The sequence below is a fragment of the Ruegeria sp. K3 genome (assembly GCF_056531845.1).
In genome coordinates, this window is sequence record NZ_JBQFMM010000001.1 from 308,824 (window position 1) to 334,998 (window position 26,175).

Below are 26,175 nucleotides of genomic sequence, written 5' to 3' on the forward strand. Positions count from 1 at the left end.
ACCATGTGTCGCCGCGTGAAGGGACAGCCATGCGCCTTATCGACATACCACCTGTTTGGCTTGTGGGCTTTGCCTTGCTCGCCTGGGTCCAGGCCCGCGTGTTGCCGCTGGGGTTGTCTCTGGATGGGGCGGTGACAGATCTGCTCAGCGGCATACTGATCGGTGGCGGTATCATTCTGGCCGTGATGGCGGTGATCGAGTTCCGCCGGCACAAAACCACGGTCTTTCCGCACGAAACACCCTCGACCATGGTGCAGACCGGAATTTACAAGCGCAGCCGCAATCCAATCTATGTGGGTGATGTGTTGATCCTGACCGGGCTGATCCTGCGTTTTGACGCGGTGTTGTCGCTGGTGCTGATCCCGGTTTTTGTCTGGGTGCTGGAACGCCGCTTTATCATACCCGAGGAAGACCGTCTGCGCCGCACATTCCGCGCCGATTTCGCCCGGTATGAACGCAAGACCCGGCGCTGGATATAAGGGTGTGGTCATCATGACACAGCGTCATAATTGCTGCGCTTGCGAAATAATCTTGCGCAGGATACATGTCTGCTTGTCATTCTATGCTGAACACCCACCTGGCCTGAATCAAAAATTAGGGGGAACCGACTGGTGAAAATTGGGACGCCAAAGGAAACGTACAAGGGCGAGAACCGGGTCGCGATGACTCCGGACTCGGCTGTGCAGTTGCAGAAACTGGGCTATGAGTGCCTGATCGAAAAGGGTGCAGGCGCTGCTGCGGGGTTTTCGGACGCCGCTTATGAAGCCGCAGGCGTTGAGGTCATGAAGACCGCCGCCTCGCTTTGGAAGGCGGCGGATATTATTGCCAAGGTGCGTCAGCCCGATGCCACCGAACTGAAGCGTCTGACCAAGGATAAGACCCTGATTTCCTTCTTTAACCCGGCTGGGAATGAAGATGGGATGGAGGCCGCCAAATCCAAGGGCGCGACCGTGATCGCGATGGAGATGGTCCCGCGTATCTCGCGCGCGCAGAAGATGGACGCGCTGTCTTCGATGGCCAATATCGCCGGGTACCGTGCTGTGATCGAGGCAGGCAACAACTTTGGCCGTTTCTTCACCGGTCAGGTGACGGCGGCCGGTAAGGTGCCGCCTGCCAAGGTGCTGATCGTTGGTGCTGGTGTGGCTGGTCTGGCCGCGATTGGGACCTCAACCTCGCTGGGTGCGATCACCTATGCGTTCGACGTGCGCCCCGAAGTGGCCGAGCAGGTCGAATCCATGGGGGCTGAGTTCGTCTATCTGGATTTTGAGGAAGAACAGCAGGACGGTGCATCGACTGGCGGCTACGCATCGGTCCAGTCGGAAGAATTCCGCAACGCCCAGCTTGCCAAGTTCCGGGAACTGGCGCCCGAGATGGACATCGTCATCACCACGGCGCTGATCCCCAACCGTGAGGCACCTGAGCTTTGGACCAAAGATATGGTCGAGAGCATGAAGCCGGGTTCGGTCATCGTTGACCTTGCAGCGGAAAAGGGCGGTAACTGTAAACTGACGGTGCCGGATGAGAAGATCGTGACCGACAATGGCGTGACCATTATCGGCTATACCGACTTCCCCAGCCGGATGGCGGCGCAGTCATCGTCTCTGTACGCGACCAATATCCGTCACATGATGGCTGACCTGACACCCGAGAAGGACGGCAAGGTCAATCACGACATGGAAGATGACGTGATCCGTGGCGCGACCGTGACCCATGAGGGCGAGATCACCTTCCCGCCACCTCCGCCCAAGGTGCAGGCGATTGCGGCACAGCCTAAGGCCGAGGTCAAGGAACTGACACCGGAAGAGAAAAGGGCGCAGGAAATCGCGGCCTTCAAAGCGCAGACCAAGCAACAGTTCACGTTGCTGGGCGTCGGCGGTGCGTTGATGTTGCTGGTGGGGTTGATCGCTCCGGCCAGCTTCATGCAGCATTTCATCGTCTTTGTGCTGGCGATCTTTGTGGGCTTCCAGGTGATCTGGAATGTGAGCCACAGCCTGCACACACCACTGATGGCGATCACCAACGCGATCTCGTCGATCATTATCGTTGGGGCCTTAATGCAGATCGGATCGGGATCTTTCCTGGTCATTCTGCTGGCGGCGCTGTCGGTCTTCATGGCCGGAATCAACATCTTCGGCGGCTTCCTCGTAACCCGGCGTATGCTCGCCATGTTCCAGAAATCTTAAGGAGGCCGGGCACATGGAATTTGGCTTCACTACTGCCGCCTATGTCGTTGCGGCTGTCCTTTTCATCCTGTCTCTGGGTGGATTGTCGAACCAGGAAAGCGCCAAGCGGGCGGTCTGGTATGGCATTGTTGGTATGGCGCTGGCGGTTTTTGCCACGCTGGTTGGTCCGGGTTCAGGCCTGTGGCTACTGTCGTTGCTGCTGATCGCGGGCGGTGGTCTGATCGGTCAGTACGTGGCGCAACGCGTGCAGATGACCGAGATGCCGCAGCTTGTGGCCGCGATGCATTCGCTGGTGGGTCTCGCGGCTGTGTTCGTGGGATTCAATGCCCATTTCGAGATCGGCAATGTGGCGCAAGTCATGGCGATTGCTGACAGTGCGTCTCAGGCGGACCTGTCCGATCTGGGGGCGTTCGCCAAGCTGATCGCGAAGAAGACCGCGGCCGAACTGGCGATCCTGCATGTTGAGCTGTTCCTCGGTATCTTCATCGGTGCGATCACCTTTACTGGATCGGTCGTGGCTTATGGCAAGTTGGCGGGCAAGGTGACCTCGGCGGCGACCAAGCTTCCGGGCGGTCATGCTCTGAACGCGGGTGCGGCTGCTTTGTCGTTCATCTGCCTGATCTGGTACACCAATTCGGGCGGTTTCTTCCCGCTGTTCCTGATGACGCTGGCAGCGCTGTTCATCGGCTATCACCTGATCATGGGCATCGGCGGGGCCGACATGCCGGTGGTTGTGTCGATGCTGAACAGCTATTCGGGTTGGGCGGCTGCGGCCATCGGCTTCTCGCTAGGCAACGACCTGCTGATCGTGGTTGGTGCATTGGTGGGCTCGTCTGGTGCAATCCTGTCCTACATCATGTGTAAGGCGATGAACCGTCACTTTGTCAGCGTAATTCTGGGCGGCTTTGGTGGCCCGCAGGGTGAACAGATGGCTGTTGAGGGTGAACAGATCGCCATCGAGGCAGATGGTGTCGCGGCGGCGCTGAATGATGCAGATAGTATCGTCATCATCCCTGGCTACGGCATGGCCGTGGCGCAGGCGCAGCAGTCGGTCTCTGAACTGGTCCGCAAGCTGCGCGCTAAAGGCAAAGAGGTGCGCTTTGCGATCCACCCCGTTGCCGGTCGTCTGCCGGGCCACATGAACGTGCTGCTGGCCGAGGCGAAGGTACCGTATGACATTGTTCTTGAGATGGACGAGATCAACGACGACTTCCCGGATACGGATGTGGCGATCGTGATTGGCTCGAACGATATCGTGAACCCTGCGGCGCAGGAAGACCCGAACAGCCCCATCGCCGGGATGCCGGTGTTGGAATGCTGGAAAGCCAAGCAGGTGTTTGTGTCCAAGCGTGGTCAGGGCACCGGCTATTCGGGCATCGAGAACCCGCTGTTCTTCAAGGAGAACACCCGCATGTTCTATGGCGACGCCAAGGCTTCGCTCGACAAGCTGTTGCCCATGATCGATTGATCAGACGGGACAATCTGATTGCAAAGGGCGCCTGAGGGCGCCCTTTTCTTTTGTGATGAGATGGGGGCTTGCCTCCAACCCCCTCAAGGTTTTTTAGCCATATGAAGCAAGCGGGCCGTGTTAAACTTGGCGAGTGCTCGGGATAGTAGGAGGCAGACCATGCAGAAGGTAAATGGAATTGGCGGGATATTCTTTCGGGCCCGTGATCCGCAGGCGTTGAGTGCTTGGTATGAGAAGCATTTGGGCGTCAATCACTACGATCCTGTGCCCTGGAAGCAGCGGGAAGGATATACGGTGTTCGCACCCTTTGCGCAGGACACCGAGTATTTCGGCCGCTCCGAGCAGCAATGGATGATCAATTTTCGTGTCGATGACCTGAGCGCGTTGATCGACCAATTAAAGATCGCCGGAATCACCGTCGAGACGAACCCGGAGTGGGACAGCGAGGTCGGGAAATTCGCCCGCATCCACGATCCTGAAGGCAATCCCATCGAGCTATGGGAGCCGAATCAATAAGATAGCGGTATTGTATACCGTTGTATCCTTGTAAGTAATTGAAATAAATAAACAATTGATGTTGTGTCGGTCTGCCTTATAGTGCCGGTGATACACCGGAGCCTTACATGACGCCCATAGACAATCATCCGCTTCGCTATACGCTGGCCAATGAACTGCATGCACGCCCATTTCCGGTTGCACCCTTACCCAGCACGGTTGTGTTTCTGGCGATCAAGAAGCCCAAAGAAGCGGTTACGCGCGATCGTGGCGAGGATATGGCCCACCTGATCAATCTGCTGGATCGCCACGGCGCGCAGCACCCTCAGCCAGAAGCCACTCACTACGCGGGTCAGATCGGGCGTCATTGGCTGAAATGGGAACAACATACCGAGTTTGTGACCTATACCGCGATCACTCCGAACGTCAGTGAACGTGCATTCAATCCGGCAGACTTTGAGGTGTTTCCTCCAGATTGGTTGATGGCGAGCCCGGGGCAGCGCGTGACATCGGCCTTAATTCGCGTTGTCGAGTACGAGGGAGATGAGGCGGCAAAGGCTTCGCTGGCTCAGTGGTTCGAGCCGGAAAGCCTGGCGGTGGCGCGGGTGCTGGATGATGCTGCGATCTGCGCTTGTGATTTCCGAATTGATCCGGCGGGGCATATGCGGCTTGCGATGTTTGTCAAGAAAGGCACCGGGCGGCGTCGGACCGGGCGGATCGTTCAGCGGCTGTGCGAGATTGAGACCTACAAGGCAATGTCGATGCTGGGATTTGCGAGGGTCAAGCAACTGATGCCGCGCATCGGCGAACTGGATGGTCAATTGACCCGCCTGATGGGGCAGATGTCCGACGAAACAGCCCACCCGGACGAATTGTTGCCGGATCTTCTGTCTACCTCGATCGAGCTTGAGACACTTTCGGCACGGTGTTCTTTTCGATTCGGCGCCACGGGTGCCTATGAGGCGATTGTCAATCAGCGCATCGAAGTGTTGCGTGAACAAAGATTCAATGGACGTCAGAGTTTTGCCGATTTCATGATGCGTCGCTATGACCCCGCGATGCGGACGGTTAAATCAACAGAGCGACGTTTGCAGGCCTTGTCCGACAGGGCTATTCGCGCCGGCGACCTGTTGCGTACCCGTGTCGATGTCGAACGCAGCGCTCAAAATCAGGCTCTGCTGGAAAGCATGGACCGGCGTGCTGATCTGGCCCTTAGATTGCAGCACACAGTCGAGGGATTATCTGTGGTGGCGATCAGCTACTATGCGGTGTCTCTGGTCAGCTACTTGCTCTACCCACTGACGCAGGCCGGGATTAGCAAAGGGATGCTGACGGCAATTGTGACCGTGCCTGTCATCCTTGCCGTTTGGTTCGGGGTGCGCCAGATCCGGAAGCGAATTGAATAAGCGGTCTATGCCGGGCGACGAATGATCTGTAGAACGGGTGGCGTTTGGTAGATTTTATGAGGGTTCCCTGTGATCGGTATTGTTGCGGCGTGGCGGGCTGTGGCCGCCATGTTTATCCTGAACGGTGCGCTGTTCGGCATCTGGGCATCGCGCATACCTGCGGTTCGGGACAGGCTGGATCTGACGCACGAGGCGCTAGGGCTTGGTTTGCTGTTCATGGCTGCAGGGGCCGTGTGTTCGTTTCCGATCACAGGCCGTTTGACCGACAAGTTTGGGGCAGTGGCGATCACGCGGGTGATCGCGGTTCTCTACACCTCTTCCCTGATCCTTTTGGCTCTCGCCGGCGGGTTCTGGTCGCTTGCGGCGTTTCTGTTTGTATTCGGAGCCTTCCATGGCTCGATGGATGTTGCGATGAACGCTTGGGCGGCAGAGGTCGAACAGGCCTATGACAAGCCGGTCATGTCGTCCTTTCACGCGATGTGGAGCCTTGGAGCCGGGCTGGGGGCGCTCAGCGGATACGGTGCCGTACAGATGGGGCTGTCGGTGTTGCAACATTTTCTGCTAGCGGGTGGCGTTGTCGTCGCGCTTGCGCTTGTTTTGTCTTGGGTACGCTGGACTTCGAAACGATCGGCTTCGAAACCTGGATCGGTGTTCGCCTTGCCATCGGGTGCCCTGATCCTTGTGGGTTTCACAGCGCTGTGCGGCGCTTTGGGCGAAGGGGCTGTTGCGGATTGGAGTGCGATCTTCCTGCGCGATGTCACCGGTGCGGCTGAGAGTATCGCGGCGTTGGGCTATGCGGTCTTCTCGGTCACGATGGTTGCGTTCCGGCTTGCGGGCGGGGTGGTGATCGCGCGTTTCGGGCCTGTTGCAACAGCACGATTTGGCGGCGTTTGCGCCGCGCTGGGCGTGTTTGGCGTGGTATCGGCGGGAGGGGCAGGATTGGCTTTGGCGGGTTTTGCTCTGATGGGAGTGGGCTATGCGGTAATCATGCCTCTGGCCTTTAGCCGCGCGGCCAACGACCCGCATGTCCCGCCCGGACAGGCGATCGCAAGCGTCGCGACTTTGGGATACGGAGGTTTATTGATTGGGCCGCCTCTGATCGGATTTCTGGCCGAGTTGATGACGCTGAGATTTGCCTTTGCAGTTCTTTTACCGCTGGCCGTTCTGATCATCGTATTGGCCGGCGCGCTGAAGCGCGCCGACTAAGTTCGCTTAACGTCCGCGAATACGTGGATCCAGCGCATCGCGCAGGCCGTCACCCAGATAATTTACACTGAGGACGGTTAGTGAGATCGCCAGTCCGGGCCAGAACACGCGCTCGGGGTATTGCTGCAGATAGTCGACGCCATCGAAGAGCAGCCGACCCCATGTCGGGAAGTCCGGCGGAAATCCGAGGCCGAGGAAGGAAAGCGCGCTTTCGGTGATGATCGCAGTTGCAATCCCCAGCGTGGCCGAGACCATGATCGGAGACAGAACATTCGGCAGGATGTGCCGGGTGATGATCTGGCCATTGCTGGTGCCGATGGACCGGGCGGCCAGAACGAACTCACGCTCTTTGATCGCCAGCACATCGCCGCGCACGATCCGCGCTGTGGGCATCCATGAGGTGATGCCGATGGCGCAGACGATCAGGATGAAGATTCCACGCTCTAACCCGAAGGCAGCAGATAGCGGCTCGCGGAAGAGCAGCATCATGACCAGCAGCAGCGGTAGCAACGGCAAGGCCAAGAACAGATCCGTCAGGCGCATCAGTGGGCCATCCAGCCGTTTGAAAAACCCGGCCAGAACACCGATGAACGAGCCTAGAAACAGCGCCAACAGCATCGCGGTGATGCCGACTGACACCGATGTCTGACCGCCTGACATCATGCGAGCTAGGATATCGCGGCCCAACTGGTCGGTGCCAAAGGGATGCGCCCAACTGGGGCCCTGATTGCGCGAACGGATGTCGATCTGAGTAGGGTCGATGCTCCATAAGTATGGGCCCAGATAGACGCCTGCGACGATGAAGATGAACAGAATCGCTCCGATCATCGCGCCTTTGTGGGTCTTGAACTGATCCCAGACATCGCGCCATTGGCTCCGCGGTGGGGTGGCCAGTTCTTCCATCACATCGGTGGTTGGCAGCGCTGTCGAGGCGGGCGCAAGCCCTTCGTCCGGGACCAGTGTATCGGTACGATCATGATCAGTCATAACGAATCCTCGGGTCCAGAATGCCATAGAGAACGTCGGCGATCAGATTGAACAGGACGATCAGCACGGCAAATATGAAGGTCAGGGTTTGGACCATCGGCAAGTCATTGGCCTGAATAGCCCCGATCAGCAACTGGCCGATGCCGTTCACTTTGAACACCTGCTCGGTAATGATCGCTCCGCCGAAGATGGCCGGAATACCCAGCGCGATAACGGTGACCACAGGGATCATCGAGTTGCGCAGGACGTGGACCATGACGACCGTGTATTCGCTGAGGCCCTTGGCGCGGGCGGTGCGGACATAATCCTGATTAAGGTTGTCCAGCATCGAGGCGCGCATGAATCGGCTGAGCTGCGCGGTGATCTGCAGAGCCAGAACCATGACCGGCATGATCATCTGTTTCAGCTGTACAACAAAGCTGTCCCAGCTGTTGACCGCATGGGTAGTGTCATAGATCGACGGGAACCACCCAAGCTGGACTGAGAAGATCACGATCACCAATACGCCCGAGAAGAACGGCGGTACCGAGAAGCCGACCATCGACACGAATGTGCCCATTTGGTCGAACCAGGAATACTGGCGATAGGCCGAATAGATACCGATGGGCAGGGCGATCAGGATGGCGACTACATAAGCGGTGCCAACAACCCACAGGGTCTGCGGGATGCGCTGAACGACGATGTCCATGACGGGTGAGCGGGTCTGCCACGAAATCACGCGCAGGTCACCTTCGGAGAAGGTTGTACCAAAGATCGAGTCGACCAGAACCTGCGGTTCGATCCAGAAGAACTGCACGATCCATTTCCAGAACCGGATATGCATCGGCTGACCGAGGCCCAGTGCCTCGCGCATCTTCTCTTTGACTTCGGGGGGGACGGTAAGTGGAACCTGCGCCATCGGATCGCCGGGTGCGAGTTCGAGGAGCAGGAAGATGACGAGGCTGATGAACAGTAGCGTGGGAACGGCCAGCACCAGTCGTCTGATGGTAAAGTTGAGCATTAAGAGGCGCCTTTATATGCGTCTTCTTGTTGGAGTGGTCTGCAAATGACCGCGCCCCGATATGGGTCGGGGCGCGGTTTTGCAAGATTAACGCTTAGGAACCGGTCTTGCGGTACCAGTCCGCAATGTTCCACAGCTCGCTGTCCCAAACGTTCAGGACAACGCCACCCAGCGTGTTGGCGTGTGCCGACAGACGACCACGGTGCACCAGCGGGATCATGCCGCCATTTTCAACCATGATGTCGTTCAGCTGACGCGCGATCTGAGCGCGCTCATCCGCACCTGCGGTTTCGGCCAGTTTGCCATGCAGCTTGTCGAACTCTTCGTTGCAGAAACGGCTGATGTTCTCGCCCTGCCACTGGCTTTCAGGCTTGGGTGCCTTGTCGCACAGGCCGTTGCCCAGATAGGACTGCGGGTCAGTGCCGTTGAAGGTGTTGGCATACATTTCAACGTCGGCATAGAACTTCTGGAAGGTGTCAGGCGAACCCGGATCACCACCAAAGAAGACCGAAGCATTGATGTTGCGCAGCTCAGTTTCGATACCGATTTGGCTCCACCATTCTTTGATCAGCGCCTGGAAGTCCTGGCGAACTGCGTTGGTAGAGGTCTGGTAGACAATCTTCAGCGGTACACCGTCTTTTTCACGGATGCCATCGCCATCGGAATCAACGATACCCGCGTCATCCAGAAGCTTCTTGGCACCTTCTATATCCTGAGTATCGCAGCTGAATGTGTCGGAATTCACCGCGGCAGGCGCAGGTACCCAGTTGCAGGTAACCTTACCGGCCTGACCGTAGCCGATTTCAACCAGCAGCGGCCGGTCGATGGCCAGCGACATGGCCTTGTAAACAGCAGGGTCCTGCAGGAACGGGTGCGGATGCTTTGCAGTCGAACGCTCGCCCTCCGGCAGATCTGGCGACGGGTTGGTCTGGTTCAGCATGATGCGTTCCACCAGCGGGCCGAAGCCTGCGACCGGAGTACCTTTGCCGCCTTCCTGCATCTGCGCGATCACTTCAGGCGCAAGCTGCAAGTTCCAGGCATAGTCAAATTCGCCGGTTTCCATGACCGCACGACCAGCAGCAGTTGCATCGCCACCGCCTTTGAATGTCACCGTTGCGAACGCAGGCTTTGCCGGGTCACGGTAGTTATCATTGGCCTTGAAAGTGATCACGTCATTTGGCTTGAACTCGGTGACAACAAATGGGCCTGTGCCGATCGGGTTAAAGTTCTGCTCGGTGCATTCGGGCGCTTTGGCTCCCATGCAATCCGCGAACTGTGCCGCCTGGATGATCGGGCTCTCACCACCCACGAACGGGCCGTAAGGGAACGGGGTCGGCGCATCGAATGTGACTTTGACGGTCAGATCATCGACAGCTTCGACATTGGTGACACCTTCAAATTTGGTCACCTGCGCACAACCGCCTTCTGGGTCCATGCAATAGTTTGCAGTGAACACAACATCAGCGGAGGTGAATGGCGTGCCGTCTGACCAGGTGATTCCCGGCGCGATTTTCCAAGTGATCGAGGTCAGGTCTTCGCTGACGCCACCATTTGCAACTGTCGGAATTTCGGATGCCAGGAACGGAACCATTTCGCCATCTTGATTGTACCGGGCGAGCGGCTCAATCACTAGCGACGCGGATTCCACATCCTTGGTGCCACCCGAAAGGAACGGGTTCAGGATCGATGGGGCTTGCCAGTAAATGATGCTGACATTGCCGTCCGATCCACGCTCGGCCATGGCCATCGGGGCTATTGCCGTGCTTGCAATCGCACCAAGCAAAAGGGTTTTGATTTTCATCATACACTCCATGTTGGACACATACGTGTCTCGATTATCTCCGCGATGCCCGCGGGTTAGGCGTGGCCGTCAAAAGGGATAAGGATTTGGAATCAAACGGAAACGACTGTATCGCCTTCGTGTATTCAGACCTCTCCCCAGAACGGTTACGCGGCGTATCGAAACAGAGTTTTGGAAAATTGCAAGCCTTGCCTTGCGAAATTTGACCTATCGGTTTGACTTTTCACATCTGCCCGCCTTAGCGTTTGGCACCCAATCCGAAAAGCCGCCAAGGGGAGAGCGCGCGTGCTGGATCAGCCAATTGCCCAGATCAAAAAACTGCGGGTCGAATTTCAAACTAAAGATGGCCCAGTGGTGGGCGTCGAGGACGTCTCGTTCGAGGTTAACCCAGGCGAAACCGTCTGTATCGTGGGCGAATCGGGGTCGGGCAAATCAGTCTCATCTCTATCGCTGATGCGCTTGGTCGAGTTCGGCGGCGGTGAAATTGCTGGCGGACAACTGCTTTTCGATCGCCGCGGCGGCGAGGAAATGGATCTGTCCCACGCCGATCAAGATCTGATGAAGCAGATTCGCGGAAATGAGATCGGAATGATCTTTCAGGAGCCGATGACGGCCTTGAACCCGGTTTTCACCGTCGGACGGCAGCTCACCGAAGGATTGCGAATCCACAAGGACATGAACAAAGCGCAGGCCGAAGAGCGCGCGCTAGAACTATTGCGTCAGGTGCGCATCCCCGAGCCCGAGCGACGTTTAAAGCAATATCCGCATGAACTGTCCGGTGGCATGCGCCAGCGTGTGGTGATCGCCATGGCCATGGCGTGTGAGCCTCGCCTGCTGATTGCGGACGAGCCCACCACCGCGCTGGATGTGACCATCCAGGCCGAGATTCTGGCGCTGATGGACCGCCTGAAGCGCGAGACCGGAACGGCAGTAATGTTTATCACCCATGACATGGCTGTGGTCGCGCAGATGGCGGACCGCGTGGTGGTTATGTTCCGCGGCAACAAGGTCGAGGAAGGCACCGTCAAAGAAATCTTCGAAAACCCGCAGCACGATTACACCAAGGCGTTGCTGGCGGCGGTTCCGAAATTGGGCGAGATGCAGGGTAAAGCCGCGCCCGAGCCAATGAAACTGCTGGGTGAGGAAGGCCAGAAGATCGCTCCGATCCCGGGTACGAACGAAGTGTTGCTGACGGTCAAGAACCTGACCACGCGATTTGCGGTGAAAGGCGGATTGCTGCGTCGGACCATCTCGAACGTGCATGCAGTCGAAGATGTCTCGTTCACGCTGAACCGGGGGCAGACTCTCAGCCTCGTTGGCGAATCTGGGTGTGGCAAGTCGTCGGCAGGGCGCTCGATCCTGCGATTGGTGGAGCCGATGGCGGGTGAGGTTGATCTGGACGGTGTCGACATCATGAAGCTGGACCAGGCCGGCCTGCGCAAAGCGCGGCTGGACATGCAGATGATCTTTCAGGATCCGTTCGCCTCGCTGAACCCTCAGATGCAGTTGGTTGATCAGGTCGCTGAACCGATGCGGAACTATGGGGTTGCCTCGGGGTCAGAACTGCAGGACCGGGTAGCGCAACTGTTCGACAAGGTGCAACTGCCGCGCAGCTTCATGCGCCGCTTCCCGCATGAGATGTCGGGTGGTCAGCGGCAACGGATTGCGATTGCGCGAGCACTGGCGCTGAATCCCAAGCTAATCATCGCGGATGAGGCTGTTTCGGCGCTGGACGTCTCGGTTCAGGCGCAGGTGCTGAATCTGATGATGGAGCTGCAATCGGAACTTGGCCTAAGCTATCTGTTCATCAGCCATGACATGGCGGTGGTCGAGAGGGTCAGTCACCATGTCGGTGTGATGTATCTGGGCCGCATTGTCGAACTGGGTTCGCGTGCTCGGGTGTTTGAGAACCCACAGCACCCTTATACGCAGGCGCTGATGAAGGCGGTTCCGATAGCCGATCCGAACAAGCGCAAGTCGGAAAAAGACTTGAACTTCAAACCGATTCCGTCGCCAATTCATCCGATTGGATACGCGCCCGAACCCTCGCAATACAACGAGGTTGAACCGGGCCATTTTGTTTTGACCACTGACAGCGGATATTGACCCTCATGGCTGAGCGCCTGTCTCCGCTAGAGATCATGACTAAGCTGATCTCATTCCCGACTGTCAGTCGCGATACGAATTTACCGTTGGTGGATTGGGTCGAGGCGTATCTGCAAAGCCACGGGATCGAACCGCATCGTTGGCCTGATCCGGATCAGCCGCATAAGGCGGCTCTGTTCGCACATGTCGGCTCGTGGGAAGAGGGCGCGATTGTTCTATCAGGTCACACTGATGTTGTTCCCATCGATGGCCAGCCTTGGGACACCGATCCATTTGTCGTGACCGAGAAAGATGGCAAGTATTTCGGGCGTGGCACCTGCGACATGAAGGGCTTTGACGCGCTGGCGATCTGGGCTTTGGTCGAGGCACATCATTCAGGTATCAAACGTCCGCTTCAACTGGCGCTGAGCTTTGATGAAGAGGTCGGATGCACCGGCGCGCCGCCAATGATCGCTCGCATGCAGGACGTATTACCCAAGGGCTCGGCTGTGATTGTGGGTGAACCTTCGATGATGCAGGCCGTTACTGGCCATAAGGGCGGATTCGGCTATGACACTCATATCGTTGGCTTTGAGGTGCATAGCTCGATCATGCATACGGGTGTCAACGCAATTATGGAGGCCGCGCCGCTGATCAATTGGGCCAACCAGCGCAATGCCGAGAGCATGGCGGCACAACCTTCGGATATTGCAGCGGTCTTCGACCCCCCTTGGACAACCTGCCACGTGGGAATGATTGAAGGCGGAACCGCGCATAATATCACCGCCAAAGACTGTCGCTTTATGATGGATTTCCGCACCGTTCCGGACGATAAAAAATCGGTCTGGCAGAAGGCCTATTTCGATAGGGTTCGTGAGGTCGAGGCGCGGATGCAAGCGGTTCATCCCGACGCCCGGATCGAGCTGTCCGAGCATTTTTCGATCCCAGGTCTTGTGCCTGAAGAAGATGGCGAGGCCGAGACGCTGGTGCGCGCGCTCACCGGTGACAATGCGACACATGTGGTAAGCTATGGCACTGAGGCGGGGCAGTTTCAGGAAGCCGGTTATTCCGCTGTTATCTGCGGCCCAGGTGATATCGCGCAGGCCCATCAGCCGAATGAGTTCATTACGATTTCTCAATTCAACGCAGGTCAAAAATTTATGGAGCGTCTGGTAAAGAGGCTCTGCGAATAACATCTCAAAGGAGAGGTTAAAGATGCCCGTCAAGAACCGGCTCGCCGAAATGCATGGCGAGATCACCAAATGGCGTCGTCACCTGCATATGCATCCCGAGCTGATGTATGATGTTGAGGAAACGGCAGGGTTTGTGGTCGACCGACTGAAGGAGTTCGGTGTGGATGACATCACGCCCGGCATCGGCAAGACTGGCGTGGTTGCCGTCATCAAGGGACGTCAGGATACGCTAGGCCGTGTTATCGGGCTGCGTGCCGACATGGACGCGCTGCCCATAGAAGAGGCGACGGGGCTGGACTATGCTTCGACGGTTTCTGGTAAGATGCATGCCTGTGGTCATGACGGTCATACCTCGATGCTGTTGGGCGCGGCGCAGTATCTGGCTGAGACGAGGAATTTTGACGGTACCGTTGTGTTGATTTTCCAGCCTGCCGAAGAAGGCGGGGCAGGTGGTCTGGCCATGTGTCAGGACGGGCTGATGGAGCGCTGGGGTATTCAGGAAGTCTACGGCATGCACAACATGCCCGGGATGCCGGTTGGTGAGTTTGCCATTCGACCAGGCGCATTGCTGGCTTCTTCGGATGAATTCGAAATTGTTGTAACGGGTAAAGGCGGTCATGCTGCCGCCCCGCATGAGGCGCTGGATACAACGCTGATTGCGTCGCACATTGTTGTAGCTTTGCAATCAGTGGTGTCGCGTACCGTGGATCCTATCAAAAGGGTGGTGCTGACCGTCGGGACCTTTGAAACCGATAGTGTGGCCTCGAATGTGATTGCCCATACGGTGCGGTTGCGGGGAACTGTTCGTACACTTGACCCAGAATATCGAAAGGTCGCTGAAGAACGCGTGCGCCGGATCGCCGAGGACACTGCCTCGGCCTTTGGAGCTTCGGCTAAGATGACGTGGACACCGGGCTATCCGGTGACGGTGAATTCGGACGATGAAACCATCTATGCTGCTGAGGCCGCGCAGGCCGTGGCAGGCAAGGTCAATGACAGCACCGATCCAATCATGCCGTCAGAAGATTTTGCTTACATGCTTGAAGAACGGCCCGGAGCCTACATCTTTATCGGAAACGGGGACACGGCCATGTGCCATCACCCGGAATACAACTTCGACGACGACGCCATTCCCGCCGGTTGCAGCTGGTTTGCCGAGCTGGTGGAACGACGATTACCCGTCGCCTGATTTGGGAGGATCAGATGCCAATCAAGAACCGACTTGCCGAAATGCACGAAGAAATCACCGGTTGGCGGCGGGATATTCATCAACATCCTGAGATCCTCTATGACACCCACCGCACCAGCGCCTTGGTGGCTGAAAAGCTGAAAGAGTTCGGTTGCGATGAGGTTGTGACGGGCATTGGCCGCACCGGTGTTGTTGGCGTGATCAAGGGCAAGACCGACACGCAGGGTCGTGTGATCGGCCTGCGTGCCGATATGGACGCGCTTCCGATGCAGGAGCAGACGGGCCTTGATTATGCCTCGAAAACCGATGGCGCCATGCATGCCTGTGGCCATGATGGCCATACGGCGATGGTGTTGGGCGCGGCGAAATACTTGTCTGAGACGCGGAACTTCGACGGCACGGCCATTGTGATTTTCCAACCAGCGGAAGAAGGCGGCAATGGGGCCGAGGCGATGTGCAAAGACGGTCTGATGGATCGGTTCGGCATTCAGGAAGTCTATGCCATGCACAATGTGCCAGGTGTGCCGACGGGGCAGTTCGCGATCCGGTCTGGCCCGCTGCTGGCGGCTGCGGATGAGTTCGACATTCATCTGGAAGGTCGAGGCGGCCACGCGGCGAAACCGCATGAAACAATTGATACTACAGTGATGTTGTCGCAACTGATCGTGGCACTTCAGACCATCGTGTCGCGTAACGCGGACCCTATTTTACAGGCGGTTCTGTCTGTGACTTCGGTCGAGACCTCATCCAAAGCGTTCAATGTGATCCCTCAATCGGCGCAGGTGCGCGGTACTGTACGAACGCATTCGAACGAAATGCGCGACCTGATCGAGACGCGGCTACGCGAGGTGGCTGAGGGTATTGCTGAAACCTTCGGTGGCACTGTCAAAGTCTCCTACACGCGTGGAGTTCCGGTGACGATCAACGCCGAAGAACAGACGGAATTTGCCGCTGAGGCCGCCATTTCCGTAGGTGGCAGCTGTGATGAAGCGCCGATGGTGATGGGGGGCGAGGATTTCTCGTTCATGCTGGAAGAACGCCCCGGGGCCTTCATCGTGCTGGGCAATGGCGACAGCGCTGGGCTGCACCACCCTGAATACAATTTCAACGATGAGATCATCCCGATGGGATGCTCATGGTTTGCCGAAATGGTCGAGCGCCGGATGCCGGCGGCTTGAATTAGGAGAGAGAAGACATGCCAGTTAAGAACCGCTTTGCCGAATTGCAGGCCGAAATCACCGAATGGCGACGGGATATTCATGAAAACCCCGAGATTCTGTTTGAAACCCACCGCACCAGTGCTTTGGTCGCGGACAAACTGAAAGAGTTCGGCTGCGACGAGGTCGTTACCGGGATCGGTCGCACCGGGGTTGTCGGTGTGATCAAGGGCAAATCAGACTCGAGTGGCAAAGTCATCGGTCTGCGTGCTGATATGGATGCGCTGCCGATTCACGAGGCGACGGGGTTGAATTACGCCTCGAAAACCGATGGGGCGATGCATGCTTGTGGCCATGATGGACATACGGCGATGCTGCTCGGGGCGGCGAAATACCTTTCGGAAACGCGTAATTTTGACGGCACTGTAGTGGTCATCTTCCAGCCCGCTGAAGAAGGTGGCGGCGGTGGTCGCGAAATGTGCGAAGACGGCATGATGGCGCGCTGGAATATTCAGGAAGTCTACGGCATGCACAACTGGCCGGGCCGTCCGGTCGGCAGTTTCTCGATCCGTCCGGGTTCGTTCTTTGCCGCGACCGATCAGTTCGACATCACCTTTGAAGGACGCGGTGGCCACGCCGCGAAACCGCAGGAGACCGTGGATACAACCGTGATGACGGCGCAGGCGGTTCTGGCGCTGCAGACGATTGCCTCGCGTAATGCTGATCCGATTGATCAGGTGGTGGTATCGGTGACGTCGTTCGAGACTTCTTCGAAGGCGTTCAACGTGATCCCGCAAACGGTGCAGATCAAAGGCACCGTACGCACCATGAGCAAAGAGATGCGCGATCTTGCCGAGAAACGGATCAACGAGATTTGCGCAGGAGTTGCAGCGACCTTTGGTGGCACGGCGGATGTGACCTATATTCGTGGCTATCCGGTGATGGTGAACAGTGACGAGCAGACCGATTTCGCGGCCGAGGTGGCGAAATCGGTCTCGGGCAGCTGTGACGAGGCGCCCCTTGTCATGGGGGGTGAGGATTTTGCCTTTATGCTCGAAGAGCGTCCGGGGGCTTATATTCTGGTGGGCAATGGCGATACGGCCATGGTTCATCATCCCGAGTATAATTTCAACGACGAGGCCATTCCTGCCGGGTGTAGTTGGTGGGCCGAGATTGTTGAGCAGCGGATGCCTGCTGCTTGATCGGAAGGGTGGGGGCTCTGCCCCCACACCCCCGAGGTATTTTTAGCCAGATGACGAGGGATCGGTGTGTTTTGTCAGCCGAGAGACAGGCGGGAGCAGAGCGTTTCGATCACCGCATCCAACGCCGAACTCTGTGTTTTCACGCAGGCATCGGCTGCCATTCGAGCGGTGTGCAGTTCGGCTTTGTCCGACAGCCAGAGGGTGACAGCATCTGACAATGCGTTGGCCGAGTTGATCCGGACGGCGCCGCCCGTTTTGATGAGCGGCTCAAATGTCTCGGCAAAATTGAAATAACCAGGGCCGGTGATCACCGCAGCCCCCGCCTGAACCGGTTCAAACGGGTTATGGCCGCCGATCTCTTTCAGCGATCCCCCTAGGAAAACGATGGGGCAGAGGGCGTACCAGGTTCCAGTTTCACCCAATGTATCCGCGACATAGACCTGTATGTCTGATGCTATCTGTTGGTCAGCGCTGCGTCGTGCATGCGAAAGACCAGCATCACTCACCAATTTAGCAACGTCGTCTCCACGCTCCGGATGGCGAGGGATCAGCAGCAATAGCAGGTCGGGCCAGCGCTGTAGCAACGCTTTGTGGGCTGCCAGAACCGTTTCTTCTTCCCCTGCATGGGTCGAACTGGCAATCCATAGCGGGCGACCATCTATCTGCGCTTGGGTTTTGGTCAGGACATCCTGATTTACGGGCAGCGGGTCAGACATGGCCTTGAGGTTGGTGCCGGGCTGTACGCGATCCGCGTCGGCACCAATTGCGATCAGATTAGCGGCGGTTTTGTCGTTCTGGGTCAGAAATACCTTGAAATGATCCAGAATGAAGCGCGCCGTGTTCGGGCGCTTGTTCCAACTATCCACTGATTTGTCAGATAGCCGGGCATTCAAGAGCGCCAGTGGCGTGGCGCGATTGGCGGCCTCTACGATCAGCCGGGGCCAGATTTCACTTTCTACAAAGATGCCTGCATCGGGTTTCCAGTGGTCCAGAAACTCGCGCACCGGAGCGGCGCTGTCCAATGGCGGATACTGGTGGCGCGTCCGCGCAGGTAAGCGCTTGGCAATCAACGTCGCCGAGGTCGGGGTGCCTGAGGTGATGAGAAACTCAGCATTCGGCAGGCGCTGCCCCAGACGGTTGATCAGGCTTAGAACCGATAGGCTTTCACCCACACTGGCCGCGTGAAACCAGATCAGCTGCCCATGTGGGCGCGGCAAACTGGCGTGGCCAAGCCGTTCTTGCTGGCGGCTTTCGGGAACACCCGCAGCGTGCAGTTTGTTGCGTACTTTCCGCCAAATCAGGGGTTCGGCAATAGATATGAGACCGCAGTACAGTTTGTACAGCAGCGTCGGCTGCGCGGATCTATCGGGCATCTCAGCCGCCCGTATGACTCATGTGGCGGCTCATCTGACCGTCGACGGCTTGCCGGGAATAGTCGAAATCATGGCCCTTGGGCTTGAGATTGATGGCTGCGCGGATCGCGTCTTCCAACGGTTTCTCGGTATCGGGATGATCGCGCAAGGGCGCGCGCAGATCAGCCATATCTTCCTGGCCAAGGCACATGTAGATCTCACCAGTGCAGGTCAGGCGCACGCGGTTGCAGCTTTCGCAGAAGTTATGGCTGAGTGGCGTTATGAAACCGATCTTTTGACCGGTCTCCTCAAGCCTGACATACCGCGCCGGACCACCTGTCCGTTCGGCCAGATCAGTGACCGTATAGTGGTTCTGATATTCCTTGCGGACGTCTTTGAGCGACCAATACTGATCCAGCCGGTCTTCGTTGCCTATGTCGCCCATGGGCATCACCTCGATCCAGGTCAGATCCATATCACGTTCGGCACACCATTCGGTGATCTTGGGTAGCTCGGGCTCGTTGAACCCTTTCAGAGCGACAGCGTTGATCTTGATCCGCAGGCCAGCCTTTTGTGCTGCGTCAATGCCGTTCAGCACCTGTTTCAGGCGGCCCCATCGGGTGACCTTGGCAAATTTGTCTTCATCCAGCGTATCGAGCGATACATTCACGCGCCGCACGCCCGCTGCGTAAAGATCATCCGCAAATCGGTGCAATTGTGATCCGTTGGTTGTCAGCGTCAACTCCTTCAGGGCGCCGCTGTCCAGATGTCGGGTCATGCTGTTGAAGAATGACATGATGTTTCGCCTAACCAGAGGTTCGCCCCCGGTGATGCGCAATTTCTCGACGCCCAAATTGACGAAAGTCGTGCACATACGATCCAACTCTTCCAGAGTCAGAAGGTCTTTCTTGGGAAGAAACTTCATATCTTCGGACATGCAGTAGACGCAGCGGAAATCGCAGCGATCCGTAACGGAGACGCGAAGATAGGTGATGGCGCGGGCAAACGGGTCTATAAGCGGAGCTGTCATGGCTCATAGGTAAAGCGGAGGCATGTTCGCGGCAAGTGCCATCTGCGTTTTGGACTGGTACAGTTAGGCGCAGCGCTCTAGGTTTTGTGTTATGAAATATGTTTTGGTTTTAGCTTTTAGCCTCGTTGCCGGTTGCGATGCCGTTCGGTCCACGACGGATCGGGTGTTCGGAAGTTCATCCAACGAGACGGCGGCTGAACCCGTTACAGCAGAGGCGACGGAGGTAACTCCTGAACCTGTGGCTGCCGCAGGGTGGTCTGGCGCCAAAACGACCGTTGCCGGGCTGGGCGATCCCAACACACCGGGGCGCTGGTTGCAGACGCCTCTGGTGCAAACTGAAATCAACGGCCGCGTGGTTGTGCCGCGCACGGGTGCGCAGGCCTATGTCACGCTTGTTCCCGCACCAGGCCCCGAAGGCGGTGGCGGACGGCTGTCGCTTGAAGCCATGCGCGCGTTGTTGGTGCCATATGACGAGTTGGTGGAACTGGAAGTCTATTCCGACTGAGCGCGCAGGTATTTCCCAGCCTCTTTGCGGGCAAAGGGTTTCATGTTTGCGCCGTGCGTTTCCAGAAACGCGACTACGCGCTCTGGATCATGCTTTGACAATTCGCGCAGCCACCATGCGATGGCCTTCTGGATAAACCATTCCCGATCGAGGACATACGTAGCAGCCCAGCCGAGTATACGGTCGCGGCATGCCAGGTCTTCCGTTTTGGGATGATTCTGTTTGGTCCAGGGCAGGGTGGCGACCAGCGCGGCGCGTTTGGTCCACATGTGGCCCGACGTGGTCCAGCGTTCGACCTGATCCAGCCGGGTTGGATCAGCCGACAGGCGCTTTTGCATCGCCATACAGGCATGATCGGCCACTGCCCAGGCGTCAAAATCCGGTAGCCAGCTTTGCAGCAGGTCCCACATCGCGTCATCCGGTCGGATACGGGCTTGGGTCAGCAGCTTTGCTGCCGCGACCCGCGCTTCATGAATGTTGGTCTGCCATAAGCCATCGGCGACAGCGATGCGGTCGATGACTTCAAGTTCGCGCCGCCAAGCCTTGGTCAGATCATTCAAAACCGGGTTCGGAACGCCCAGATAGGTGCGGTCTACCTTATGGTAGGCCGCCACCTGTTCTGCGCGTTCGGGATCGGCATGGGCTTTGATCTGATCCAGATAGGCTTGCATGCCCGATCACTCAACCGTGACGGATTTTGCCAGATTACGGGGCTGATCAACATCTGTGCCTTTGGCCACCGCCGTGTGGTAGGCTAGCAATTGCGCGGGCACCGAATAGAGAATCGGGGCAAGGCTGGTGTGCACATGTGGCATACGGATCGTACTCCAAACTCCATCTTCTGCCTCAGCGATTCCATCATCGTCGGAGACGAGGATAACCTTGCCCTTGCGCGCCATCACCTCCTGCATGTTCGAAACTGTCTTGTCGAAAACTGCGTCGCGCGGTGCCATGACAACAACCGGCATATGCTTGTCGATCAAGGCGATGGGGCCGTGCTTCAACTCACCCGAGGCATAGCCTTCGGCGTGGATATAGCTGATTTCCTTGAGTTTCAGCGCGCCTTCCATCGCCAGCGGGTACATGAGGCCACGGCCCAGGAACAGCACGTCGCGCGCTTCGGACAGGCGTTGGGCGGATTGGCGAATAGCGTCGTTCTGATCCAGCGCAGCATTCAGAACAGTCGGCAAACCGCGAAGGGCGGCCGCGTGATCGGCGATCTCTTCATCGCTAAGCGTGCCTCGATCTGCAGCGGCCTTAAGGGCAAGCATGAGCAACACGCTAAGCTGGCAGGTGAACGCCTTGGTCGAGGCAACACCGATCTCAACACCCGCATGGATCGGCAACGCCACATCGCTTTCGCGCGCAATCGAGCTTTCCGCGACATTCACGACCGAGACAATCTTGTCCGCCTTGCCCTCGCAATAGCGCAGGGCAGCAAGCGTGTCGGCGGTTTCGCCCGACTGGCTTACAAACAGCGCCAACGTCCGGTCCGAGATCGGAGGTTCGCGATAGCGGAACTCGCTGGCGATATCGACTTCAACCGGCATCTTGGCCAGCTGTTCGAACCAGTATTTTGCCGTCAGGCAAGCATAGAATGCCGTGCCGCAGGCCACCATGGTCAGACGGTCCAGCTTGGTGAAATCCAGACCGTCGCCGGGCAATACAACCTGATCGCCTCCGGTCGGAAGATACGAGCGGATGGCTTCGGCCACCACAACAGGCTGCTCGGCAATTTCCTTGGCCATATAATGCTTGTGGCCGCCTTTGTCGGCACGGGTCTGATCGATTTGAATTTGCCGTATTTCGCGGTTGGCAAGCTCTCCCGATTCGGTTCGAATCTCAAGCGAAGTGCGGGTCAGAACCGCCCGATCGCCTTCCTCAAGATAGGTGATGCGATCCGTCAGGGGGGCCAGCGCGATCGCATCAGACCCAACAAACATCTCACCATCGCCGTGACCAATTGCAAGGGGCGAGCCCTTGCGCGCCGCAACAATCAGGTCTTCTTGACCGTCGAACAGAAAGGCGAGCGCAAATGCACCTTTGAGTCGATCAATGGTTTTAAACGCGGCGTCGACCGGAGACAGCCCTTCGGACATGTAGCGTTCCGTCATCAGGGCGACGGTTTCAGTGTCGGTATCCGTCACGAAACCGACCCCATTATCGGCCAGTTCGGCCCGCAGTTCACGATAGTTTTCAACGATGCCGTTGTGCACTACGGCGACAGGCCCGGCCTTGTGCGGATGTGCATTGTTAACCGATGGGGCACCATGGGTGGCCCAGCGTGTGTGACCGATACCGGATTTACCTGGAAGGGGGTTGTGAACCAGAAGGTCGCTTAGGTTCACCAACTTGCCGACAGCCCTCCGACGGCCCAAAGCTCCATCGTTCACAGTCGCGATACCGGCGCTGTCATAACCGCGATACTCAAGCCGCTTCAGTGCTTCGACCAGGATAGGGGCAGCTTCGTGACTGCCCAGAACACCAACAATTCCACACATAACTCAGGCTCCTTTGTCGCGGCGAGCCTTCTTCGCCTTCAACATTTCAAACAATTTACGCGCATAGCCGGGTTTGTTTTCCTGCTTGGAACGCGCTACGGCCAATGCGTCTGGCTCAATATCCTTGGTCACTACGGTCCCCGTGGCGGTCATCGCGCCATCACCCAGAGTGACCGGGGCCACCAGCATCGTGTTCGATCCAATGAACACGTTTTCCCCGATGGTTGTTTTATGCTTCATCACGCCATCATAGTTACATGTGATAGTTCCCGCGCCGATATTGGTCGCCACCCCGACCGAAGCGTCGCCGATATAGCTAAGGTGATTCACCTTTGCGCCTTCGGCGATTTCGGCATTTTTGATCTCGACAAAGTTGCCAATTTTGGCGTTTTCAGCCAGCTCTGTACCCGGACGCAGCCGGGCATAGGGTCCGACCACCGAACCTCGGCTTACATGGCAGCCTTCGAGATGTGAAAACGCCCGGATCGTTGCGCCGCTTTCCACGGTCACTCCGGGGCCGAAAACCACATTGGGTTCAATGACCGTGTCGCGGCCAATGACGGTATCTGCGGCCAGATACACGGTTTCAGGGGCCATCAGAGTGACCCCCAGATCCAGCAATGCAGACCGTGCTTGCACCTGAAACACCGCATCAGCAGCCGCCAGGTCAGTGCGCGAATTGATGCCCAGCGTCTGAGCTTCGTCGCAGGCAACCGCAGTTACGGACAGCCCTTGGCTGCGGGCGATCTCGACTACGTCGGTCAGATAGTATTCACCCGAGGCGTTATCATTGCCAACTGCATCGATCAGTGAGAACAAGGTCTCGGAATCGCATGCCAAAAGTCCTGAGTTACAGAAGGTTATAGTGCGCTCTTCATCTGTGGCATCCTTGAACTCGACGATCCGCTCCAAGGCATCTCCGTTCATCACAAGGCGGCCATAACGGGCGGGGTCTGCAGCTTCGAATCCTAGAATGACCAGATCGTTTTTTGCGCGCGCTTCGATCATCCGCTGCAGGGTGTCGGGCTGTAGAAACGGGGTATCACCATAGAGGACGACCACATCCCCCTGAAAGCCCTCCAGCGCTGCACGCGCCTGCGCAACCGCGTGGGCGGTGCCAAGTTGTTCTTCCTGCACCGCAATGCTGGCGTTTTCATCTTCGGCTTCAGCCACACGCGCGACTGCTTCCGCACCGTGGCCGGTAACAATCACCGTGCGCTCGGGCGACAGGACAGCACCGGCCCGCATGGCGTGAACCAGCATTGGAGCCTGAGCGATCGGATGCAGGACTTTGGGAATATCAGAGTTCATCCTTGTGCCTTTTCCGGCGGCAAGAATGACAAGGGCAGTGCTCATGAAATCGTTTTCTCTTTTGTTTTGTCGCCGCCCGTTTTATCCGCTGTGGGCAAAGGCGCAAGCGGTTCAGCCATCAAAGAAGATTGCCGTTTGCAACACGACATGGCGGAATCCCGCCGGTTCAGGAGGTGAGCATGCGAACGGTAATCTTTGATCTGGATGGAACTTTGGCGGATACATCTGGTGATTTGCTGGCCGCTGCAAACCATTGTTTTCGCGAGATGGGTCATGGGGATGTTCTGTCGCCCGAGCTTGATGCGGCGGTATCGGTACGCGGTGCACGCTTGATGTTGTCCCATGGATTGAAGCGGGTCGGCGCCTATGATGCGGATGTTGTCGAAGCCTATTATCCGGTCTTTTTGGACGTCTATGGGCAGGCGATCGATACGCATACCTATTTCTATCCCGGTGCGCTTGAAGCCGTCGAAACACTGAAAGATGCAGGTTATGGCGTGGGGATTTGCACCAACAAGCCCGAAGGCCTGGCTGATTTGCTGCTGACCCGGATGGGTGTCCGTGATCACTTTGCTTCACTGATCGGTGCAGACACATTACCGGTGCGGAAACCCGACCCTGAACCGTTACGCGAAGCAGCGCGTCGCGCCGGAGGGCACCCTGACCACTGCGTATTGATCGGCGACTCAGATACCGACCGAAATACGGCGCGGGCTGCGGGAGTGCCGTCGGTACTGGTGACATTCGGCCCGTCGGGCGATGAGATGGCTGCGCTGGAGCCCGAGGCGTTGTTGCATCATTTTGATGATTTACCGAAACTGGTCTCCGATTTGATCGGAGCGGCGGCCTGATCCCTTGACCCGCTTAACACTCAGCATAAAAACGGATTCATGACTGAGACATTCACAGGTAATTTCACCCAGCAAGAACCCATTCCCGAAGAGGCGATCGAGGCTGCCTTGGCCGTTTTGCGCCATGGTCGTTTGCACCGCTACAATGTTGCCCCTGGCGAGTTGAGCGAGACGGCTTTGTTGGAGCAGGAATTCGCCGCCCAGATGGGAGCGAAATACTGTCTGGCGGTCTCGTCGGGTGGCTACGCTCTGGCCACAGCTCTGCGGGCGGTGGGGGTTAAGTCGGGCGATCCGGTTTTGACCAACGCGTTCACTCTGGCCCCGGTGCCCGGGGCGATCGCGTCGGTTGGGGCAAAGCCGGTCTTTGTTGGTGTGACCGAAGCCCTGACCATCGATCTGGATGATCTTGAGGCCAAGCTGGATCAGGCGAAGGTGTTGATGCTGAGCCACATGCGAGGGCATCTATGCGATATGGATCGCATGATGCAGACGTGTGATACGGCGGGTGTGATCGTGATCGAAGATTGCGCCCATACCATGGGTGCCGCCTGGCGCGGGCAGCTGTCTGGGCGGCAGGGGGCCATCGGATGTTACTCGTGCCAGACCTATAAACATGTCAATTCGGGCGAGGGCGGGTTGCTGATCACGGATGATCCGAAGCTGGCGGCCAAGGCAACGATGCTCTCTGGCTCATATATGCTGTATGAACGCCATCTGGCCGCGCCCGGGCCGGAGGTGTTCGAGCAGATCAAATACACAACCCCCAATGTCTCGGGTCGGATGGATAATTTGCGTGCAGCGATCTTACGTCCGCAGTTGCGTGATCTTGATCGGCAGGTACAGCGTTGGAATGAACGCTATGTTGTGATTGAGCATGGCCTGCGTGAAACGCCGGGTTTGACGATGGTGGAGCGGCCTGATGCTGAGACCTATGTCGGTTCATCGATACAATTCCTGTTGCTGGACTGGACACCCGAGCGCATTGCCGAGGTAATCCAGCGCTGCGCCGCGCGCGGGGTTGAACTGAAGTGGTTCGGGGGGGCTGAACCGTCGGGATTTACATCACGCTATGACAGTTGGCGTTATGCCGACAGCGCCCCGATGCCGGTCAGTGATCGGATATTGGCCGGGATCATGGATATGCGCGTTCCGCTGACCTTCTCGCTAGAGGATTGTGCCCAAATTGCGCGCATTATCCGGGCTGAAGTCAGCGCTGTCTATCAGTCATAGTCCAGCGGAGTGCGCTCTCAGCG

At 57.5% G+C, this 26,175-nt stretch carries 22 protein-coding genes; 14 read left to right on the forward strand and 8 right to left on the reverse strand.

From position 1 onward, the window contains the following. The first annotated feature begins 29 nt into the window (after positions 1-29). The 6 genes from ACR0MP_RS01500 to ACR0MP_RS01525 all read left to right on the forward strand — a co-directional run bounded on the left by ACR0MP_RS01500 (position 30) and on the right by ACR0MP_RS01525 (position 6,758). Positions 30-479, forward strand: coding sequence for a methyltransferase family protein (locus tag ACR0MP_RS01500; protein WP_170397122.1), 450 nt, complete (start codon positions 30-32; stop codon positions 477-479). A gap of 132 nt (positions 480-611) precedes the next feature. Continuing rightward, on the forward strand, positions 612-2,183 hold the full coding sequence (locus ACR0MP_RS01505; protein ID WP_170397119.1) for a Re/Si-specific NAD(P)(+) transhydrogenase subunit alpha: 1,572 nt from the start codon (positions 612-614) through the stop codon (positions 2,181-2,183). 13 nt (positions 2,184-2,196) lie between these two features. Next, positions 2,197-3,651: an NAD(P)(+) transhydrogenase (Re/Si-specific) subunit beta gene (locus tag ACR0MP_RS01510; protein WP_480754376.1), complete on the forward strand. Its 1,455-nt coding sequence runs from the start codon at positions 2,197-2,199 to the stop codon at positions 3,649-3,651. Between the two features lie 159 nt (positions 3,652-3,810). Next, positions 3,811-4,167, forward strand: a complete 357-nt coding sequence (locus tag ACR0MP_RS01515; RefSeq protein WP_170404099.1) for a VOC family protein — start codon at positions 3,811-3,813, stop codon at positions 4,165-4,167. Positions 4,168-4,274: 107 nt separating this feature from the next. Continuing rightward, on the forward strand, positions 4,275-5,552 hold the full coding sequence (locus tag ACR0MP_RS01520; protein ID WP_170404096.1) for a DUF3422 family protein: 1,278 nt from the start codon (positions 4,275-4,277) through the stop codon (positions 5,550-5,552). Between the two features lie 69 nt (positions 5,553-5,621). Continuing rightward, entirely contained in the window at positions 5,622-6,758 is a 1,137-nt protein-coding gene (locus tag ACR0MP_RS01525; protein ID WP_170404093.1) for an MFS transporter, read from the forward strand. A gap of 6 nt (positions 6,759-6,764) precedes the next feature. Here the strand turns inward: ACR0MP_RS01525 and ACR0MP_RS01530 are convergent, their stop codons facing one another. The 3 genes from ACR0MP_RS01530 to ACR0MP_RS01540 form a co-directional block, all read right to left on the reverse strand. After that, a complete protein-coding gene (locus ACR0MP_RS01530; protein WP_170397109.1) occupies positions 6,765-7,745 on the reverse strand; it encodes an ABC transporter permease in 981 nt (326 codons plus the stop codon). Further along, a complete protein-coding gene (locus ACR0MP_RS01535; RefSeq protein ID WP_170404089.1) occupies positions 7,738-8,745 on the reverse strand; it encodes an ABC transporter permease in 1,008 nt (335 codons plus the stop codon). Before ACR0MP_RS01535 ends, ACR0MP_RS01530 begins: the two co-directional genes overlap by 8 nt. A 94-nt stretch (positions 8,746-8,839) precedes the next feature. Continuing rightward, positions 8,840-10,546, reverse strand: coding sequence for a peptide ABC transporter substrate-binding protein (locus tag ACR0MP_RS01540; RefSeq protein ID WP_480885612.1), 1,707 nt, complete (start codon positions 10,544-10,546; stop codon positions 8,840-8,842). Between the two features lie 285 nt (positions 10,547-10,831). Here ACR0MP_RS01540 and ACR0MP_RS01545 point away from each other — a divergent pair, with 285 nt between their 5' ends. From ACR0MP_RS01545 to ACR0MP_RS01565, 5 genes are read left to right on the forward strand one after another with little or no spacing between them, the layout of a single operon-like run. Further along, a complete protein-coding gene (locus ACR0MP_RS01545) occupies positions 10,832-12,652 on the forward strand; it encodes an ABC transporter ATP-binding protein (RefSeq protein ID WP_170404079.1) in 1,821 nt (606 codons plus the stop codon). A 5-nt stretch (positions 12,653-12,657) separates the two neighbouring features. Beyond that, positions 12,658-13,824 (forward strand): acetylornithine deacetylase, encoded by a 1,167-nt coding sequence (gene argE / locus ACR0MP_RS01550; protein WP_170404076.1) that lies wholly within the window; start codon positions 12,658-12,660, stop codon positions 13,822-13,824. Between the two features lie 22 nt (positions 13,825-13,846). Then, complete coding sequence (locus ACR0MP_RS01555; protein WP_170404073.1) at positions 13,847-15,013, forward strand: M20 aminoacylase family protein; 1,167 nt, start codon at positions 13,847-13,849, stop codon at positions 15,011-15,013. 14 nt (positions 15,014-15,027) lie between these two features. After that, entirely contained in the window at positions 15,028-16,191 is a 1,164-nt protein-coding gene (locus ACR0MP_RS01560; protein ID WP_480885615.1) for a M20 aminoacylase family protein, read from the forward strand. Positions 16,192-16,208: 17 nt separating this feature from the next. Continuing rightward, the gene (locus ACR0MP_RS01565; protein WP_170404069.1) at positions 16,209-17,372 is read left to right on the forward strand and encodes a M20 aminoacylase family protein; all 1,164 of its coding nucleotides are present in this window, start codon (positions 16,209-16,211) and stop codon (positions 17,370-17,372) included. Positions 17,373-17,446: 74 nt separating this feature from the next. On the opposite strand, the gene ACR0MP_RS01570 is transcribed toward ACR0MP_RS01565, so the two are convergent. Continuing rightward, on the reverse strand, positions 17,447-18,745 hold the full coding sequence (locus tag ACR0MP_RS01570) for a 3-deoxy-D-manno-octulosonic acid transferase (protein WP_480885617.1): 1,299 nt from the start codon (positions 18,743-18,745) through the stop codon (positions 17,447-17,449). Position 18,746: 1 nt separating this feature from the next. Continuing rightward, entirely contained in the window at positions 18,747-19,754 is a 1,008-nt protein-coding gene (moaA, locus tag ACR0MP_RS01575; protein WP_170404063.1) for a GTP 3',8-cyclase MoaA, read from the reverse strand. 91 nt (positions 19,755-19,845) lie between these two features. Between moaA and ACR0MP_RS01580 the strand changes: the two genes are divergently transcribed. Further along, positions 19,846-20,259 (forward strand): hypothetical protein, encoded by a 414-nt coding sequence (locus ACR0MP_RS01580; RefSeq protein WP_170635381.1) that lies wholly within the window; start codon positions 19,846-19,848, stop codon positions 20,257-20,259. On the opposite strand, the gene ACR0MP_RS01585 is transcribed toward ACR0MP_RS01580, so the two are convergent. Genes ACR0MP_RS01585 through glmU form a run of 3 tightly spaced genes read right to left on the reverse strand, consistent with a single transcriptional unit; the run spans position 20,247 to position 24,116 of the window. Beyond that, positions 20,247-20,930 (reverse strand): DNA alkylation repair protein, encoded by a 684-nt coding sequence (locus ACR0MP_RS01585; protein ID WP_480758636.1) that lies wholly within the window; start codon positions 20,928-20,930, stop codon positions 20,247-20,249. The genes ACR0MP_RS01580 and ACR0MP_RS01585 overlap by 13 nt on opposite strands. Positions 20,931-20,936: 6 nt before the next feature. Then, a complete protein-coding gene (gene glmS, locus ACR0MP_RS01590) occupies positions 20,937-22,760 on the reverse strand; it encodes a glutamine--fructose-6-phosphate transaminase (isomerizing) (protein WP_170736393.1) in 1,824 nt (607 codons plus the stop codon). Between the two features lie 3 nt (positions 22,761-22,763). Further along, positions 22,764-24,116, reverse strand: a complete 1,353-nt coding sequence (gene glmU / locus ACR0MP_RS01595; protein WP_480885620.1) for a bifunctional UDP-N-acetylglucosamine diphosphorylase/glucosamine-1-phosphate N-acetyltransferase GlmU — start codon at positions 24,114-24,116, stop codon at positions 22,764-22,766. Positions 24,117-24,250: 134 nt separating this feature from the next. On the opposite strand from glmU, the gene ACR0MP_RS01600 reads away from it, so the two are divergent. Continuing rightward, a complete protein-coding gene (locus ACR0MP_RS01600) occupies positions 24,251-24,922 on the forward strand; it encodes an HAD-IA family hydrolase (protein WP_170404048.1) in 672 nt (223 codons plus the stop codon). 39 nt (positions 24,923-24,961) lie between these two features. Then, positions 24,962-26,152 carry an aminotransferase class I/II-fold pyridoxal phosphate-dependent enzyme gene (locus ACR0MP_RS01605; RefSeq protein ID WP_170404045.1) on the forward strand — a complete coding sequence of 397 codons (1,191 nt, stop codon included), beginning with the start codon at positions 24,962-24,964 and terminating at the stop codon, positions 26,150-26,152. Positions 26,153-26,175: the final 23 nt, after the last annotated feature.

Excerpts from the sequence above, each read along its gene's own strand:
- ACR0MP_RS01500 (WP_170397122.1), top strand. The coding sequence starts at position 30 with ATGCGCCTTATCGACATACCACCTGTTTGGCTTGTGGGCTTTGCCTTG.
- ACR0MP_RS01510 (WP_480754376.1), top strand. The coding sequence starts at position 2,197 with ATGGAATTTGGCTTCACTACTGCCGCCTATGTCGTTGCGGCTGTCCTT.
- ACR0MP_RS01515 (WP_170404099.1), top strand. The coding sequence starts at position 3,811 with ATGCAGAAGGTAAATGGAATTGGCGGGATATTCTTTCGGGCCCGTGAT.
- ACR0MP_RS01520 (WP_170404096.1), top strand. The coding sequence starts at position 4,275 with ATGACGCCCATAGACAATCATCCGCTTCGCTATACGCTGGCCAATGAA.
- ACR0MP_RS01530 (WP_170397109.1), bottom strand. The coding sequence starts at position 7,745 with ATGACTGATCATGATCGTACCGATACACTGGTCCCGGACGAAGGGCTT.
- ACR0MP_RS01535 (WP_170404089.1), bottom strand. The coding sequence starts at position 8,745 with ATGCTCAACTTTACCATCAGACGACTGGTGCTGGCCGTTCCCACGCTA.
- ACR0MP_RS01540 (WP_480885612.1), bottom strand. The coding sequence starts at position 10,546 with ATGAAAATCAAAACCCTTTTGCTTGGTGCGATTGCAAGCACGGCAATA.
- argE (WP_170404076.1), top strand. The coding sequence starts at position 12,658 with ATGGCTGAGCGCCTGTCTCCGCTAGAGATCATGACTAAGCTGATCTCA.
- ACR0MP_RS01555 (WP_170404073.1), top strand. The coding sequence starts at position 13,847 with ATGCCCGTCAAGAACCGGCTCGCCGAAATGCATGGCGAGATCACCAAA.
- ACR0MP_RS01560 (WP_480885615.1), top strand. The coding sequence starts at position 15,028 with ATGCCAATCAAGAACCGACTTGCCGAAATGCACGAAGAAATCACCGGT.
- ACR0MP_RS01565 (WP_170404069.1), top strand. The coding sequence starts at position 16,209 with ATGCCAGTTAAGAACCGCTTTGCCGAATTGCAGGCCGAAATCACCGAA.
- ACR0MP_RS01570 (WP_480885617.1), bottom strand. The coding sequence starts at position 18,745 with ATGCCCGATAGATCCGCGCAGCCGACGCTGCTGTACAAACTGTACTGC.
- moaA (WP_170404063.1), bottom strand. The coding sequence starts at position 19,754 with ATGACAGCTCCGCTTATAGACCCGTTTGCCCGCGCCATCACCTATCTT.
- ACR0MP_RS01580 (WP_170635381.1), top strand. The coding sequence starts at position 19,846 with ATGAAATATGTTTTGGTTTTAGCTTTTAGCCTCGTTGCCGGTTGCGAT.
- ACR0MP_RS01585 (WP_480758636.1), bottom strand. The coding sequence starts at position 20,930 with ATGCAAGCCTATCTGGATCAGATCAAAGCCCATGCCGATCCCGAACGC.
- glmS (WP_170736393.1), bottom strand. The coding sequence starts at position 22,760 with ATGTGTGGAATTGTTGGTGTTCTGGGCAGTCACGAAGCTGCCCCTATC.
- glmU (WP_480885620.1), bottom strand. The coding sequence starts at position 24,116 with ATGAGCACTGCCCTTGTCATTCTTGCCGCCGGAAAAGGCACAAGGATG.
- ACR0MP_RS01600 (WP_170404048.1), top strand. The coding sequence starts at position 24,251 with ATGCGAACGGTAATCTTTGATCTGGATGGAACTTTGGCGGATACATCT.
- ACR0MP_RS01605 (WP_170404045.1), top strand. The coding sequence starts at position 24,962 with ATGACTGAGACATTCACAGGTAATTTCACCCAGCAAGAACCCATTCCC.